General features: G+C 67.7%; 14 protein-coding genes. 5 read left to right on the top strand and 9 right to left on the bottom strand.

What is annotated here, in order from left to right:
- Nucleotides 1–225: 225 nt before the first annotated feature.
- Nucleotides 226–1,383: an MFS transporter gene (locus tag ACEYYA_RS07315; protein ID WP_374799104.1), complete on the bottom strand. Its 1,158-nt coding sequence runs from the start codon at nucleotides 1,381–1,383 to the stop codon at nucleotides 226–228.
- Between the two features lie 185 nt (nucleotides 1,384–1,568).
- Between ACEYYA_RS07315 and ACEYYA_RS07310 the strand changes: the two genes are divergently transcribed.
- Together ACEYYA_RS07310 and pth are read left to right on the top strand one after the other, a co-directional pair.
- The gene (locus tag ACEYYA_RS07310; protein WP_374799102.1) at nucleotides 1,569–2,189 is read left to right on the top strand and encodes a 50S ribosomal protein L25/general stress protein Ctc; all 621 of its coding nucleotides are present in this window, start codon (nucleotides 1,569–1,571) and stop codon (nucleotides 2,187–2,189) included.
- Nucleotides 2,190–2,270: 81 nt separating this feature from the next.
- Nucleotides 2,271–2,948 (top strand): aminoacyl-tRNA hydrolase, encoded by a 678-nt coding sequence (pth, locus tag ACEYYA_RS07305; RefSeq protein ID WP_374799100.1) that lies wholly within the window; start codon nucleotides 2,271–2,273, stop codon nucleotides 2,946–2,948.
- Between the two features lie 80 nt (nucleotides 2,949–3,028).
- On the opposite strand, the gene aroA is transcribed toward pth, so the two are convergent.
- The 6 genes from aroA to ACEYYA_RS07275 are packed head-to-tail and all read right to left on the bottom strand — an operon-like array spanning nucleotide 3,029 to nucleotide 9,062.
- Nucleotides 3,029–4,372, bottom strand: a complete 1,344-nt coding sequence (aroA, locus tag ACEYYA_RS07300) for a 3-phosphoshikimate 1-carboxyvinyltransferase (RefSeq protein ID WP_374799098.1) — start codon at nucleotides 4,370–4,372, stop codon at nucleotides 3,029–3,031.
- 46 nt (nucleotides 4,373–4,418) lie between these two features.
- On the bottom strand, nucleotides 4,419–5,135 hold the full coding sequence (trmB, locus tag ACEYYA_RS07295; protein WP_374799096.1) for a tRNA (guanine(46)-N(7))-methyltransferase TrmB: 717 nt from the start codon (nucleotides 5,133–5,135) through the stop codon (nucleotides 4,419–4,421).
- 10 nt (nucleotides 5,136–5,145) lie between these two features.
- Nucleotides 5,146–6,648, bottom strand: a complete 1,503-nt coding sequence (gene lnt / locus ACEYYA_RS07290; protein WP_374799094.1) for an apolipoprotein N-acyltransferase — start codon at nucleotides 6,646–6,648, stop codon at nucleotides 5,146–5,148.
- Nucleotides 6,645–7,550, bottom strand: coding sequence for a hemolysin family protein (locus tag ACEYYA_RS07285; RefSeq protein WP_374799092.1), 906 nt, complete (start codon nucleotides 7,548–7,550; stop codon nucleotides 6,645–6,647). The genes lnt and ACEYYA_RS07285 overlap by 4 nt, the downstream gene beginning before the upstream one ends.
- An 8-nt stretch (nucleotides 7,551–7,558) precedes the next feature.
- Entirely contained in the window at nucleotides 7,559–8,086 is a 528-nt protein-coding gene (ybeY, locus tag ACEYYA_RS07280; protein WP_374799090.1) for an rRNA maturation RNase YbeY, read from the bottom strand.
- Nucleotides 8,061–9,062 carry a PhoH family protein gene (locus tag ACEYYA_RS07275; protein ID WP_374799087.1) on the bottom strand — a complete coding sequence of 334 codons (1,002 nt, stop codon included), beginning with the start codon at nucleotides 9,060–9,062 and terminating at the stop codon, nucleotides 8,061–8,063. The genes ybeY and ACEYYA_RS07275 overlap by 26 nt, the downstream gene beginning before the upstream one ends.
- A 423-nt stretch (nucleotides 9,063–9,485) precedes the next feature.
- Here ACEYYA_RS07275 and ACEYYA_RS07270 point away from each other — a divergent pair, with 423 nt between their 5' ends.
- Complete coding sequence (locus ACEYYA_RS07270) at nucleotides 9,486–10,493, top strand: lipid A-modifier LpxR family protein (RefSeq protein ID WP_374799085.1); 1,008 nt, start codon at nucleotides 9,486–9,488, stop codon at nucleotides 10,491–10,493.
- Here ACEYYA_RS07270 and miaB read toward each other — a convergent pair.
- Nucleotides 10,490–11,788 (bottom strand): tRNA (N6-isopentenyl adenosine(37)-C2)-methylthiotransferase MiaB, encoded by a 1,299-nt coding sequence (gene miaB / locus ACEYYA_RS07265; RefSeq protein WP_374799083.1) that lies wholly within the window; start codon nucleotides 11,786–11,788, stop codon nucleotides 10,490–10,492. The genes ACEYYA_RS07270 and miaB overlap by 4 nt on opposite strands.
- A 109-nt stretch (nucleotides 11,789–11,897) precedes the next feature.
- On the opposite strand from miaB, the gene ACEYYA_RS07260 reads away from it, so the two are divergent.
- Nucleotides 11,898–12,764 carry a hypothetical protein gene (locus ACEYYA_RS07260; RefSeq protein ID WP_374799130.1) on the top strand — a complete coding sequence of 289 codons (867 nt, stop codon included), beginning with the start codon at nucleotides 11,898–11,900 and terminating at the stop codon, nucleotides 12,762–12,764.
- Nucleotides 12,765–12,768: 4 nt separating this feature from the next.
- On the opposite strand, the gene irrA is transcribed toward ACEYYA_RS07260, so the two are convergent.
- Nucleotides 12,769–13,200 carry an iron response transcriptional regulator IrrA gene (irrA, locus tag ACEYYA_RS07255; RefSeq protein ID WP_374799081.1) on the bottom strand — a complete coding sequence of 144 codons (432 nt, stop codon included), beginning with the start codon at nucleotides 13,198–13,200 and terminating at the stop codon, nucleotides 12,769–12,771.
- 234 nt (nucleotides 13,201–13,434) lie between these two features.
- Here irrA and fabA point away from each other — a divergent pair, with 234 nt between their 5' ends.
- On the top strand, nucleotides 13,435–13,944 hold the full coding sequence (gene fabA / locus ACEYYA_RS07250; RefSeq protein WP_374799079.1) for a bifunctional 3-hydroxydecanoyl-ACP dehydratase/trans-2-decenoyl-ACP isomerase: 510 nt from the start codon (nucleotides 13,435–13,437) through the stop codon (nucleotides 13,942–13,944).
- The last annotated feature ends 948 nt before the right edge of the window (nucleotides 13,945–14,892 follow it).

Here is a 14,892-nt window from a genome sequence, read left to right as displayed (position 1 = left end):
GGGCGGCATAATCTGCTGCTGCCGGACGGATTTCTTGACGGTTATCGCTGATGGGGACGTTGCAGCGGGGCTGGCTACCCCCGCACCCCCGCGCGTATTTTTGCAAGAAAGAAGGACGTTCACAGATAATGTGAAGCTCGTCTCTTATCCAATTGATCTGACACGCGTTTCCGTTTTGGCGGCCGGATCACAGCGAATCTTCACAATGACTATGAAGATCGCCCCCTAGATCGCTGATTTTCCAGCCTTGTTCAGCCGCGCGAGCGCGGGCAGGATCAGCACCAGCAGCAGCGCGATGGCGGCAAAGGCCCAGCGCAGGCTGGCGCCCTCGGCCACCAGGCCCAGAAGCGGGGGGCCGACGAAGAAGCCGGTGAAGCCGATCATCCAGGCGCGCGCGATGGACAGCGCGCGGACCTCGGGGGCGACACCGCGCGCCAGCAGCGAATTGGCCGAAGGCACGACCACCGCCACGCCAAGTCCCAGTGCCGCCATCCCCGCCAGCGCCACCCCTGCGACCGGCGCCAGTGAAACCGCCAGCGCGCCCAGGACGGCAAACAGCACCGAGGCGAGGATCAGCCGCGCCTCGCCCAGGCGGATGGCCAGCGCCTGCCCCATCAGCCGCCCGATCCCCATGGTCAGTGCGAACATCGCCGGGCCGAAGGCGCTGTGCCCGGCGGCCACGCCCAGGCTGCGCTCAAAGTGCAGCGCCGACCAGCTTTCAGTACCGTTTTCCGCGACAAAGGACAAAAACAGGATCGCGGCGGCGGGCAGGACGACCGCCCAGGGCAGTCCGCGCGGGGTCGGCTGCGCGCCCGGCTGTTGCGGCGCGGGCGCAGGTGCTGCGCGCAGGTCCACGGTCAGCAGGCCCAGGCAGGCCAGGATCATCATCATCGCCAAAGCCGAGGTCCAGTAGCCCGCACCAAACCCGCGGATCGCCCCCGCCAACCCCGCCGCCCCCGCCAGCGACAGCGAAAACACCGCGTGGTTCAGGTTCATCAGCGGCCGGGCGTGGCGGGTTTCCAGATCGGCGATGCGCAGGTTCGCGGCGATGTCGATCAGCGACATGCTGGCGCCCACCGCCAGCATGGTCAGGGCAAAACTGACCGGCCCGGTGATCCCCACCGGCAGGAACACCACCATCGCCAGAAGCCCCGCCCCCAGCGGCAGCAGCACCGGCCCAAGCGCCCGATCCAGCCGCGGCACCAGCGCCATCGCCGCCATGCCGCCCACCGCCGACAGCACCATCAGCGCCCCGAACCGGGCATCGCCCACCCCGGCCTGCGCCTTGATCTGCGGCAGCCAGGCCGCGAAATTGCCCCAGAAGGCACCGATGGCCGCAAGTGCTGCAGCGGGCGCGCGCGACAGGCGCAGATCGTTCAACATGATGGCCCTTCCGATGCTTCCAAAGCGGTTTGAATGACTGTAGACGAAGCCGGTCAACCCCGCAATGGCCCGACGGCGACGACCGCCACCGCCAGCCCTTGCCAAAGCGGGCGATCCCGGCTATGGGCAGCCTTTCCCGGCCCTGCACCCTTGGAGGAGGGCCGTTTTCTGTAAGGAGAAGACCAATGGCAAAAGAGATCCCGAATCTCGAGGCTGTGGTGCGGACGGGGACAGGCAAGGGGGCCGCCCGTCAAGCCCGTCGTGAGGGCTACGTTCCCGGCATCGTTTACGGCGACGGCAAAGACCCGCAGCCGATCAACCTGGCGTATTACCCGCTGCTGGCCAAGCTGAAGGCCGGCCGGTTCCTGTCGACCCTGTGGAACCTGAAGGTCGAGGGCCAGGACGACGTGCGCGTGATCTGCCGCGGCGTGCAGCGCGACGTGGTGAAAGACCTGCCGACGCATGTCGACCTGATGCGCCTGCACCGCAATAGCCGCATCAACCTGTTCATCCACGTGACCTTTGAAAACCACGAGAAATCGCCGGGCCTGAAGCGCGGCGGCACGCTGGTCGTGGTCCGCCCCGAGGTCGAACTGGAAGTGCTGGCCGGTGACATCCCCGATCACATCACCGTCGATCTGTCGGGCAAGGACATCGGCGACGTGATCCACATTCAGGACATCACCCTGCCGAACGGCGCCAAGCCGACCATCGCGCGCAACTTTGTCATCGCCAATATCGGCGCGCCCTCGGGCCTGCGTTCGGCTGACAATGCCGAAGCCGAGGAAGGCGAAGCCGAGGCCTGATCCGTCCGGGTCACGCGAACAGGCGGGCGGGGGTTTCCCCGCCCGTTTTCTTTGGGCAGGATGGCAACAGGGAGGGGCGACATGCAGCTTTGGGTTGGTCTGGGCAATCCCGGCGCGCAATATGCGGGCCATCGCCACAACATCGGCTTCATGGCGATCGACGCGATTGCCGATCGCCATGCGGCGGGGCCGTGGCGGGTCAAGTTCCAGGGGCAGTTGGCCGAGGCGCGGATCGGCGCGGGCAAGATCTGGCTGCTAAAGCCGCAGACCTTCATGAACCTCTCTGGGCAATCGGTGGGCGAGGCGATGCGCTTTCACAAGCTGACCCCGGCCGATGTGGTTGTTTTCCATGACGAACTTGACCTTGCGCCGGGGCGGTTGCGGATGAAGGCGGGCGGCGGTCACGCGGGTCACAACGGGTTGCGGTCGATCACCCAGCATATCGGCGATGGCTTTCGCCGGGTGCGGCTGGGCATCGGCCATCCCGGCCACAAGGATCGCGTGGCGGGCTATGTGCTGTCGGATTTCGCCAAGGCCGATCAGGATTGGCTGGCACCGCTGCTGGATGAGGTGGCGCGGGCCGCCGATCACCTGTCGGCAGGCGATGACGCGCGGTTTCAATCGGCGGTGATGCAGGCGCTGACCCCACAGCGTCCCGGAAAGCCCGCGCCCGAGGTGGCGAAAGCCGCGCCCGAACCCCAGCCCGAGGCACCCGCCGCGTCAAAGCTGGATCAGTTGCTGGCCCGGTTTCGGCGCTGATCCCGGCACCGGGCGGGGCCGCCCGGTGGTGGTGTCGCTGCGTATTTGGGCAAGAAAGAAGGGCCAGTCGCGGCCCCCCTTCACACGCGTTCGATCCTGGCACCAAGCGCGGCCATCAAACCCTCGAACGCCGGGAAGCTGGTGGCGATGGGGCTGGCGTCATCGACGGTGACGGCATGTTTCGCGGCCAGGCCCAGCACCAGGAAGGACATGGCGATGCGGTGATCCAGATGGCTTTTGCAGGTCGCCCCGCCACGCACGCCGTCGGCCCCGCGACCATGCACGGTCATCATGTCCTCGGCCTCGTCCACGGCCACGCCGCAGGCCTCGAGGCCGCGCGCCATGGCGTCGATCCGGTCGCTTTCCTTGACGCGCAATTCGCGCACGCCGCGCATGACGGTCGGGCCTTCGGCAAAGGCCGCGATGACCGACAGGATCGGGAACTCATCGATCATGCTGGCGGCGCGCTCGGCCGGCACCTCGACGCCCTTCAGGCTGCTGGCGCGAACGCGCAGATCGGCCACCGGCTCACCGCCTTCCTCGCGCGGGTTTTCAAAGGCGATGTCGGCGCCCATGTCGACCAGGGTGGTGTAAAGCCCGTTGCGGGTCGGGTTCTGGCTGACGCCGGGCACCAGAATGTCAGAGCCCGGCACGATCAGCGCCGCCGCCACCGGGAAGGCCGCGGATGAGGGGTCGCGCGGCACCGCCACGGTCTGCGGGCGCAGCTCGGGCTGGCCGGTCAGGATGATGGCGCGGCCCTGATCGGTCATTTCGCTGCGGATCTGCGCACCAAATCCCGCCAGCATCCGTTCGGTATGATCGCGCGTCGCCTCTGGCTCGATCACCACGGTTTCGCCGGGCGCGTTCAGCCCCGCCAGCAGGATCGCGGATTTCACCTGCGCCGAGGGCACCGGCAGCGCATAGCGCACCGGCTGCGCCAGCCCGGCGCCGACGATGGTCATCGGCAGCCGACCACCGGCGCGGCCAAAGGCGCGGGCGCCAAACAGCGACAAGGGGTCGGTGACGCGGCCCATCGGGCGCTTGGTCAGGCTGGCATCGCCGGTGAAGGTGGCGGTGATCGGCGTCGTCGCCATCGCCCCCATGATCAGCCGCACCCCGGTGCCGGAATTGCCGCAATCGATGACCTGATCAGGTTCGCTGAACCCGCCGACGCCCACGCCATCGACCGTCCATTCCCCCGCCCCCAGCCGGTTCACCCGCGCCCCAAAGGCCGCCATGGCGCGGGCGGTATCCAGCACGTCCTGCCCCTCCAAAAGGCCGGTCACATGGGTGCGGCCCACCGACAAGGCGCCAAAGATCAGCGCGCGGTGGCTGATCGACTTGTCGCCCGGCACCTCGGCCACGCCGGACAACGGACCCGAGACCCGCGCCACCATCGGAATTGCCACGTCATGCCCGGCCATCTCGCGCCCCCTTGCCCTTCTTTCTTGTCCAAATACGCATCCGCACCTACCGCTTGCGGAAGGTCAGATAATGCGGCACCCGGCCTTCCCGCAGCGCCTTTTGCTCATACCGGGTCGAGTGCCAGTCGTCCCACGGCGTGCCGCCCTGATCCAGCAGATCAAAGCCCGCGGGCGGCACTTCCTCAAGCGTCTGGCGGACATAATCGGGAATGTCGGTGGCCACGCGGAACTCGGCCCCCGGTGCCAGCACGCGGTGCAGCGGCGCCAGATGCTCGGGTGTCACGAAGCGGCGGCGGTGATGGCGCGCCTTGGGCCAGGGGTCGGGATAGTTCAGAAACGCCTTCTCGACCCGGCCTTCGGGCAGCACGTCGAACAGATCGCGCGCATCGCCCGGATGGATGCGCAGATTGGTCACGCCCGCCCGCTTGATCCGCCCGACCAGCATCGCCACGCCATTCACGAACGGCTCGGCCCCGATGATCGAGACCTGCGGATAGCGCGCCGCCATATGCACCAGATGCTCACCGCCGCCAAAGCCGATTTCCACCCACAAAGGCCCCGGCGCCCAAGTCAGGTCGGCGGGCTGGCGGGTCGGGTTCTCGTCCCAGCCGACACCCGGCAGGCGCAGATGTTGCAGATCCTCGGCCAGATAGGTCTTTTGGCTGGCGCGCAGCGTCTTGCCATGGGTGCGGCCATAGAAATTGCGGCGCGGACGGCCGGTGGCGTCGGTTTGCTGCGGGGTCGGTTCGGATGCGTCACTCATGGCGCGCGGCTTAGGCTGGCCTGCGGCGCAAGGCAAGAGCCAGCAGCGCCAGCACCAGCACGGCCAGCAGCGGGCCATCACCCAGCCGCGCATAAAGCGTGGGCGGCAAAGGCGCGGGCAAGGCGTGGTCGATGAACCCCGCCTGCCCCAGCGGCAGGCTGGCCAGCAGCCGCCCGCGCCCGTCGATCACCGCCGAGACCCCGGTATTGGCCGCGCGCAAGACCGGCAGGCCGTTTTCCACCGCCCGCAGCCGCGCCTGCGCCAGATGCTGATAAGGCCCTGCCGCCTGCCCGAACCAGGCGTCATTGGTGGCGTTGAACAGCCAGTCGGGGCGGTCGCTGCCCCCCCGCACATGCCGGGGAAAGATCGCCTCATAGCAGATCAGGGGTTGCATCCGCCCGCCCTGCCCCGGCCCAAGGTCGATGACCGCAGGCCCAGGACCGGCGCTGTAGCCACCGCCATTCTGCGCGGCAAAGGCCGACAGGCCGGTGGTCATCAGCACACCTTCCAGCGGGATATATTCGCCAAAGGGAACCAGATGGAACTTGTCATAGACGGCGCCGATCTGCCCGCCCGCATCAATCATCGCCAGGCTGTTGTAGAACCGCCGCCCCTCAAGCCGCTGGATGCCAAGCGCGACCGGCGCGCCGCCCGCAGCCTCCGAGATCATCGCAAGCCCCGCGCCGGGCATGTCCAGCAGGAAATTGACGGCAGTTTCAGGCCACAGGATCAGCGCAGGCCGATCCAATTGGCCGGGCGCGGCGGTCATCGCCAGCGAGCGATCGAAGATCACCTGGCTTTCCACCGGATCCCATTTCAGATGCTGCGCGGCATTGGGCTGGATCAACCGCACGACGGGACCATCCGGGGCCGCGACACCATCCGGGGCCGCGACCGGCTGCGCCAGCCGCGCCGAGCCAAGGCCAAAGGCCAGTGCGATCAGTGTGAAACCCGCGACCGCGCCCACCCCCTGCCCGCGCGCGCCACGGCCGATCACCGGCAAGGCGGCGGCGACACAGACCAGCCCCGACAGCGCCAAGGCCCCGCCCCAGGCGGCGATCTGCATGGCGGACGTGCCGATCAGCACATGCCCGGTCAGCGCCCAGGGCAGGCCGGTGAAGATCCAGCCGCGCAGCGCATCGCTGGCCACCAGTGCCAGCGCGACGGCCAGCACACCGCCGATGCGCCGCCCGATCCCCGCGGCCAAGGCCCAGAACAAGGCCATGCCCCCCGCCATCATCAGCAGCGCAAAGGGTGCCATCCAGCCGTGGCGTTCGGGTTCCACCAGGAACGGATCGACGATCCAGAACATCGCCGCCGCGAAATGGCCGGTGCCCGCCCACCAGCCGCGCCGCGCCGCAATCCGCCATCCGGGCGCGCGTGCGACGCACCAGAAGATCAGCGACAGTGCCGGGATCGCGGCATACCAAGCTCCCCAGGGGGCCTGCCCCAGCGCCACGACCGCGCCAAGCGCCAGCAACGCCAGCGCGCGCCACAGCGCAGGACGCCTCATGCGGCGCCAGCGTCGACGGAGGCCGCGCCGTCGGGCAGCCGCACCCGCAGCCGCTTGATGCGGCGCAGATCGGCGTCCACCACCTCGAACTCGGCGCCGGTGTCATGGGGGATGACCTCGCCGCGCGCCGGCACCCGGCCGGTCAGCATGAACACCAGCCCGCCCAGGGTATCCACTTCCTCGGCATCCTCGGCCGCGACCAGCGCCATGCCGATTTCGGTTTCGAAATCCGACAGCGGCGCGCGGGCCTGCACCAGATACTGACCGGGCTTTTCCTGTTTCCACAGGTTGTCCTCGGCCTCGTCATGTTCGTCGTCGATCTCGCCGATGACCTGTTCGACCAGATCTTCCAGCGTCACCAGCCCGTCCACACCGCCATATTCATCGATCACCAGCGCCATATGAATGCGCTGCGCCTGCATCTTTTGCAGCAGCACCCCGATCGGCATCGAGGGCGGCACGAACAGCAACGGCCTGAGCAGGCTGCGCAGGTTGAACCGCTTGCCCGCCGTGCCAAAACCGTGGTTCAGCGCCAGATCCTTCAGGTGGATCAGCCCCAGCGGGCTGTCCAGCGTGCCTTTGAACACCGGGATGCGGCTATAGCCATGTTCGCGGAACACCTCGACCAGATCGTCCTTGCCGATGGTCACGGGAACGGCGGTGATTTCGACCTTGGGAATGGCGACATCATCGACGCGCTTGGCGCGCAGGTTCATCAGGCCGGGCTGATCGGCGGGGCGCGGCGGGGGCGGCGGATCGTCCGGTTCGCCGTCACTGGGGCTGAACACATCCAGGATGCGGGTCAGCAGATTGCGACCTTCGCGCGGCTGGCGACTGTCGCCCTCATCTGCGGGATCGGCGCGGTCCGAGGCTGGGGCGGTGGGTTGGGTCTGGTCCTGCATGGCCTTCGTCACTGATGATGGTCGGCATATGGGTCAGCCAGGCCCATCTGCGCAAGGATTCGTGTCTCGGTTGCCTCCATCAGCGTGGCATCCGCGTCACGAATGTGATCATAGCCCAGCAGATGCAGCGTGGCGTGAACGATCAGATGGGTGGTGTGATCGGCCACAGGCTTGCCCGCCGCCTGCGCCTCGGCCGCGCAGGTGTCATAGGCGATGGCGATATCGCCCAGGGACTCAGGCTCATCGTCATCGCCCGGATCGGGCGCATCCGGGCGGGCGCCATCAGCCGCGGCACCGCGTTCCTCGGACGGCCAGGACAGCACGTTGGTGGGCTGCGGCTTGCCGCGAAAATCGGCGTTCAGCGCGGCGATGCGGGCGTCATCGCAGGCCAGAAGGCTGATTTCAAAACCCGCCGCATCCAGCCCCTGATCGGCCAGCGTGGCGCGGGCGGCGGCCTCGGCCAGCGCCTCAAGCCCCGCGTCCGACCAGCGCGCGTCCTCGATCACCGGGTCAACCAGCAGCTTCGTCACGGTCATAGGCCTGAATGATGCGCGCAACCAGGGGGTGGCGGACCACATCCTTGGCGGTGAAATAGTTGAAGCTGATGCCCTTGACCCCATCCAGGATGCGTTCGGCATCGGCCAGCCCCGACGGCACCCCGCGCGGCAGGTCGATCTGCGTGCGGTCGCCCGTGATGACCATGCGCGAGCCTTCGCCCAGCCGCGTCAGGAACATCTTCATCTGCATCGTGGTGGCATTCTGCGCCTCGTCCAGCACGACGAAGGCATTGGCCAGCGTGCGCCCGCGCATGAAGGCCAGGGGCGCGATCTCGATGCGCTTTTCCTCCATCAGCTTGGCCAGTTGCTTGGCCGGCAGAAAGTCGTTCAGCGCGTCATAAAGCGGCTGCATGTAGGGATCGACCTTTTCCTTCATGTCGCCGGGCAGAAAGCCCAGCCGTTCGCCCGCCTCGACCGCCGGGCGCGACAGGATGATCTTGTCGACATGGCCGCCGATCAGCATGGTCACGCCGACAGCCACCGCCAGATAGGTCTTGCCGGTCCCCGCCGGGCCGATGCCAAAGGCCAGTTCGTTCTGGAACAGATTGATGACATAGTTCTTTTGCGCCTCGGTGCGCGGTTCGACCTGTTTCTTGCGGGTGCGGATCTCGAACTTGCCGGCGCCGAACATTTCCAGCTGTTCATCGATGCCCGGCACGTCGCTGGCGCTGTCCATCATGCGGATGGCGGCGTCAACCTCGGCGCCGTTGACGGGGCGGCCCTGTTCCAGGCGTTCGTAAAGCGCGGTCAGGATGCGGGCGGCGGCGACCTGCGATTCCGGCGCGCCGACCACGGCCAGTTGATTGCCGCGCCGCAGCACATGCACGCCCAGTTGATGTTCGATCTGGGCCAGGTTGCGATCATGCTGGCCGCACAGGTCGATCAACAGACGGTTGTCGGGAAAGGCCAGAAGGGTTTCGGGGCTGGCGGCGGGGGTGATCGGGCTAAGACCCAAGGGATACTCCGGCTGAGCAAGGGGCAAGGGGCGGCTGCGGGAATGGTGCCAAGCCCGGCACCGCGCTGCAAGGGCTAACCTCTGGTGCGGCGAAAAGGTTCCGGTGGTGTGGGGCGCAGGGGGGCGGGCGGGGTGGCACGGCGCGGTGGCACGGCGCGGTGGCACGAAGCCAGCGCCCCGGCGCGCAGATTCCGGGCGGGGCATTGCGGGCGGCTGGCGGGCGGCAAGACCGGGGCAGCACCAGCGCCATCAGGGGCCATCAGGCGCCAGCCGGGGCCAAAACTGCGACATCCATGCAACGAAACCAAGTCGATCGCCCCGCATGATTTTTACCTATAGGCGAATCGCACACGCAAGAGGTGTATTCAACGAAAGTTAACAACTCACGATTCAACTTTGAGGTGAATAATGCCCCGCCCCGCCTTGCCGCGCCCCCTTCCCGCCCGCCGCCGCCACAACCCGATCCGCAGCTTGCCGCGACGGGCGGCGGGGCTGATGGGACGGCTGGCGGGCGGCCTGATGGGGGGTGTCGCGGCGACGGTCGGGATCATCGCCACCTGCGCCACCACCCCCGCCATGGCGCAAAGCCTGTTGGTGCAGGGTCTGGGCCATCCGGTCGGCGGCGTGCATGTGTTTGCCAATGACGCCTTGGGCGATCGCCACGACCGCTGGCAATCCATGGGATATGCCTATTCGCGCCTCTACGAGAACAGCTTTTTCGGCAATGCCACCGAATTGCGCGCCCGTGGCCAGATCGTCGCCCCCTGGAGCCTGACGCGCCAGCCGGTTGACCGCGATTATGCCAATGCCATCGGTCTGGGCGCCTTTACCATCGGCCAAAGCGGGGTGCTTGGCTATCGCGTCGGGGCCGAACTGCTGATCACCGGCGACCAGACCGGGCTGCGCAGCCTGCAAAAGCGTCTGCATGACATTTTCGGCGGCAGCAGCGACGAACAGATCGGCCGTAACTACAACCGGCTGGCGAACGGCTGGCACGGGCTGGCCAAGGGCGAGGTCTGGGCCAGACTGGGCAGCGACCGCGCCTGGGAGTTCCGCCCCTATGCCGGTGCGCAGGTCGGATACGAGACTTCGGCCACCGCCGGTTTCGACGTGATCCTGGGGCCGGCCGCCCACGCAACCTATTGGGTGCGCGACGAAATCACCGGCACCCCGCTGGTCGTGAACAACCATGAACGCCACGGTTTCAGCCTGATCGCGGGGGCCGATGTCACGCGGCTGAAGGACAGCATCTTCTTTCCCGAACAGGGATCGATCGCCCCCGAAAAGACCACGCGCCGCGCCCGTCTGGGCGTACTGTGGCGCAGCGATCCGGTGTCGGTGTTCTTCGGTCAGGCCTGGCTGAGCCGCCAGTTCGAGGGCCAGGTCGAGCCGCAGCGCCTGGGCGTGCTGTCGCTGGACTTCCGGTTCTAGACCAGTTCCCCCGCCAGCGAATTGGGCGCGCTGGCGGTGATGCGCACAGCGCGCAGATCGCCGGGGCGGGCATCGGTCACGACATGGACGGCGTGCAGATAATCGGACTTGCCGATCATCTGCCCCGCCAGCCGACCGGGCTTTTCAAACAGCACATTGACGATGCGCCCGACCATATCGGCCTGCGCCTGACGCTGCTGGCGGGTGATCAGGGCCTGGATCTCTTGCAGGCGGGCATCGACCACATCGGCATCGATCAGCGCCCGGTCGGCCGCCGGGGTGCCGGGGCGGGCGGAATACTTGAACGAATAGGCCATGCCATAGCCGACCGCCTCGATCAGGGCCAGGGTATCGCGGTGATCCTGATCGGTTTCGCCCGGAAAGCCCGCGATGAAATCGCCCGACAACATGATGTCGGGCCGTGCGGCGCGGATACGGTCGATCAGCCGCAGGTAATCCTCGGCGGTGTGGCGGCGGTTCATCGCCTTCAGCACCTTGTCCGACCCCGATTGCACCGGCAGATGCAGATAGGGCATCAGCTGCGGCACCTCGGCATGGGCGGCGATCAGATCATCGCCCATGTCATTGGGATGGCTGGTGGTATAGCGGATGCGGTCCAGCCCCTCGATCGCGGCCAGATCGCGCACCAGCGCCGCCAGCCGCACCCCGTCCGGGTCGGCATAGGCGTTGACGTTCTGGCCCAGCAGGGTGATTTCGCGCACGCCCTTGGCGACCAGCTTCTGCGCCTCGGTCAGGATGCGGGCGGCGGGGCGGCTGACCTCGGCCCCGCGGGTATAGGGGACGACGCAGAAGGCGCAGAACTTGTCGCAGCCTTCCTGCACCGTCAGAAAGGCGGTCGGGCGGGCCTGCGCGGGGCGTTCGGGCAGGTGGTCAAACTTGTCCTCGGCCGGGAAATCGGTGTCGACGGGGCGCGCGCCAGCTTTCGCCGCGCGCACCATGTCGGGCAGACGGTGATAGGCCTGGCTGCCCACGACCAGATCGACCAGCGGCATCCGGCGCAGGATCTCGTCGCCCTCGGCCTGGGCCACGCAGCCTGCGACACCGATCAGCAGATCGGGGTTTTCGGCCTTGAAGGGCTTCAGCCGACCCAGATCGGAATAGACCTTTTCTGCAGCCTTTTCACGGATATGGCAGGTGTTCAGAAGGACCAGATCGGCCTCGGCCGGATCATCGGTCAACTGATAGCCCTGCGCGCCCATCGCCTCGGCCATGCGTTCGCTGTCATAGACATTCATCTGACAGCCGTAGGTCTTGATATGCAGCTTTTTCACCATGCCCGCCCCATAGCCGATGCGCGGGGCCGGATCAATGTGCGCTTGCGGTGGCGCGTCTCGACAAAGCGGGCGCGGGGCGATACCCAGACGGCGTAATGTGGTGGTGCCAATGATCCATGCCTCGATCGAGACCTTTCTGGCGGCTGAAGGCGGCGCCCTGGCCAAGGGGCCGGTGGCGATCACCCTGGTCGAGGATCTGGTGGCCGTCCCCGAGACGCTGCGCCACAATATCGACCGCGGCTTTGCCACGCTGATCGTGCTGGCCCCCGATGCCCTGGTGCTGCCCGACGATCTGGCGGCGCGCGTGCATCGCATCCGCTTTGACATGCGCAGCCCCGGCGCGCTGACCCGTGCCGTCAATCCGCTGATCGCCGCCGCCCCGCCCGGCACCTGGATGCATTACGGATACAACGCCGAGTTCCTGTTCCACCCCTTCGGCGAAAGCCGTAACGTGCGGGAATTGCTGACCTTTCACACCGAGGAACGGCGCGACGCGATGCTGACCTATGTGGTCGATCTGTATGCCGCCGATCTGGCCGCGCATCCCGATGCGGTCGATCTGGACCGGCCGATGTTCGACCGCACCGGTTATTACGCCCTCGCCCGCGTCGCCCCCGACGGCCACCACCGCGAACGGCAGATGAACTGCTTTGGCGGTCTTCGCTGGCGGTTCGAGGAACACGTCCCCGCCGCCCGCCGCCGCATCGACCGCATCAGCCTGTTCCGCGCCCGCCCTGGCCTGCAACTGGCCGATGACCACACGTTCAACGACCCCGAATACAACACCTATTCCTGCCCGTGGCATCACAACCTGACGGCGGCGGTCGCATCGTTCCGGGCGGCCAAGGCGCTGATGTCGAACCCCGGTTCGCGCGCCGCCATCAGCCAGTTCACCTGGGCCAATTCGCAGGTCTTTGAATGGCGGTCGCAACAGTTGATGGATCTGGGCCTGATGGAGCCGGGCCAGTGGTTCTAGGCCCTCAGGTCCGGCGCAGGCGGATCACCACATCGACCCGCGCGACCTCGGCCCCGTGCGGGGGCGCGGGCAGCCGGGTGATCGACAATTGCCCGGCCGGGGCATCGGCCAGCTCGCCACTGTCTTCCCAGAAGAAATGCGGGTGATCATCAAGCCGTGTATCGAAATAGCTGCGCGTCGCATCGACCGAGATCTCGTTGATCAGCCCGGCCCGCACAAAGGCGCGCAGCGTGTTGTAGACGGTGGCCAGCGAGACGGATTCCCCCGCCGCGACCGCCGCCTGATGCAGGCTTTCCGCCGTCACATGCCGGTCATGTCCATCGCCGATCATCAGCTTGGCCAGGATCAGCCGCTGCCGCGTCGGCCGCAGCCCGGCGCGCGCCAGCCAGCCAGCGGGGTCGATGGCGGCATGGCCGACATGCGGATGATCGTGCATGGTCTCTCCCTGTGTAGTGGCGCCGGGGCAAAGCCCACAGGCCGCGCCGGCGATGCGCCGGATCAAGCCTGTCCCCGACGGTGATTTTAGGCCCCTGCCCGCGCTTTGTCCACAGATCGCAGGCCCGCCCCTGCGCTTGCCAGTCGGCGGGCCGCGATGCTAGATCGGGCCGGTGCCGCCACTGCGGCAGGAGCAAGCGACGGGGCCGGACCCCGCACCACGAAAGGACGCGCCATGGCAGGTTACCCCACCCGGTTCGACAAGGACGATCTTCTGGCCTGCGCGCGCGGCGAATTGTTCGGGCCGGGCAATGCGCAACTGCCCGCCCCGCCGATGCTGATGATGGACCGCATCACCGAGATTTCGGGCGACGGCGGCCTGCATGGCAAGGGGCATGTCGTGGCCGAGTTCGACATCACCCCGGACCTGTGGTTCTTTGATTGCCACTTCCCCGGCAACCCGATCATGCCGGGCTGTCTGGGGCTGGACGGGCTGTGGCAACTGACCGGCTTCAACCTGGGCTGGCGCGGCTGGCAGGGTCGCGGCTATGCCCTGGGCGTGGGCGAGGTCAAGCTGACCGGCATGGTCCGCCCCGACCGCAAGCTGTTGACCTACAAGGTGGATTTCACCAAGGCGATCCAGACCCGGCGGCTGACCATGGGCGTCGCCGACGGCATCGTCGAGGCCGATGGCGAGGTGATCTATCAGGTCAAGGACATGAAGGTCGCGCTGTCGGAAAGCTGACGGCCCCGGCCTTGCGGGCCGCGAAACGGCGGTTAGCGGCGGGCGCGATTGCTGAGCGGCAAGCGATCAGGGGGCGGCACCGTGCGGCGGGACGGCCCCGAGTGCCCCGTCAGTCGACAGGCGCGATCTGGTCACGGGAACCGGGGGCCAGACCTGCGATCTGCCCGCCGGTCCGACAGGTCGGGTGCCCCCGGACCCCGCCCCCGATGCGAGGACCGCCGATCACCGCGGTGGCGGTGGCAGGCACGTCCCAAGGCGAGTGGCAGGCACGTCCGCAAAACTGGACGGCGTAGGAAACGCCACCGTACACCCACCGGTGCGCGGCAGGCACGTCCCCACCCCGCGTCACGGCGCACCGGCGGCAGCAACGCCTGCAAAGCGGTCCCCCCCATGCGCCTGACCGGCCCGCCTCAGCCCACCCCGCGCGCGCGTCGCCCCCGGAAGGTCCATTCCCAGCCCGACGCGAAGCTCGTGCGATGACGGCAAGACGCGCGGCCACCGACCGAACATCGCATGTGCGTGGTGCTGGGCACGGCCGCCCCGTTTCGCAGGCTGCGGCCGCCAGTCCGCCGACACAACGAAGCGGCCAACGCCTCCTGATCGTGTCGCGCCCTTGCGCTTTGCCTGATCGGCTCAGCCCGATCCGTGCGCGCCGCAGACGCGCAAGTCTGCTCCTCAGACGTCGCCGCAGGGGCACAGCGCGACGTTGCCCGGCCATCGCCGTGGCGCGACGCCCCTGCATGGCCGGCCACCCATCCGTGCGCGACAGGCACGTCCGATTTCGACGATCTTGGCTGAAACCGAGCAACACACACATCCGCGCGCGGCAGACACGCCCCCACCCCGCGTCACGGCGCTCCGGCAGCAGCAATGGCCCAATGCATCGTGACGCCGCGCGGCATGACCGGCGCGCCCGGATCGCGGCGCCGAACGGCGGCCCCATACCCC

The sequence above is a fragment of the Paracoccus zhouxuedongae genome (assembly GCF_041927815.1).
In the GTDB taxonomy this organism is placed as follows: domain Bacteria; phylum Pseudomonadota; class Alphaproteobacteria; order Rhodobacterales; family Rhodobacteraceae; genus Paracoccus.
The sequence above is the reverse complement of the archived record's forward strand: the minus strand, read 5'-3'. Positions and strand labels throughout refer to the sequence as shown.

What these genes read in the sequence shown, in the direction of transcription:
- ACEYYA_RS07310 (WP_374799102.1), top strand. Translation starts at nt 1,569, where the DNA reads ATGGCAAAAGAGATCCCGAATCTCGAGGCTGTGGTGCGGACGGGGACA.
- ACEYYA_RS07315 (WP_374799104.1), bottom strand. Translation starts at nt 1,383, where the DNA reads ATGTTGAACGATCTGCGCCTGTCGCGCGCGCCCGCTGCAGCACTTGCG.
- trmB (WP_374799096.1), bottom strand. Translation starts at nt 5,135, where the DNA reads ATGAGTGACGCATCCGAACCGACCCCGCAGCAAACCGACGCCACCGGC.
- aroA (WP_374799098.1), bottom strand. Translation starts at nt 4,372, where the DNA reads ATGGCCGGGCATGACGTGGCAATTCCGATGGTGGCGCGGGTCTCGGGT.
- pth (WP_374799100.1), top strand. Translation starts at nt 2,271, where the DNA reads ATGCAGCTTTGGGTTGGTCTGGGCAATCCCGGCGCGCAATATGCGGGC.
- ACEYYA_RS07285 (WP_374799092.1), bottom strand. Translation starts at nt 7,550, where the DNA reads ATGCAGGACCAGACCCAACCCACCGCCCCAGCCTCGGACCGCGCCGAT.
- irrA (WP_374799081.1), bottom strand. Translation starts at nt 13,200, where the DNA reads ATGCACGATCATCCGCATGTCGGCCATGCCGCCATCGACCCCGCTGGC.
- fabA (WP_374799079.1), top strand. Translation starts at nt 13,435, where the DNA reads ATGGCAGGTTACCCCACCCGGTTCGACAAGGACGATCTTCTGGCCTGC.
- ACEYYA_RS07260 (WP_374799130.1), top strand. Translation starts at nt 11,898, where the DNA reads ATGATCCATGCCTCGATCGAGACCTTTCTGGCGGCTGAAGGCGGCGCC.
- miaB (WP_374799083.1), bottom strand. Translation starts at nt 11,788, where the DNA reads ATGGTGAAAAAGCTGCATATCAAGACCTACGGCTGTCAGATGAATGTC.
- lnt (WP_374799094.1), bottom strand. Translation starts at nt 6,648, where the DNA reads ATGAGGCGTCCTGCGCTGTGGCGCGCGCTGGCGTTGCTGGCGCTTGGC.
- ybeY (WP_374799090.1), bottom strand. Translation starts at nt 8,086, where the DNA reads ATGACCGTGACGAAGCTGCTGGTTGACCCGGTGATCGAGGACGCGCGC.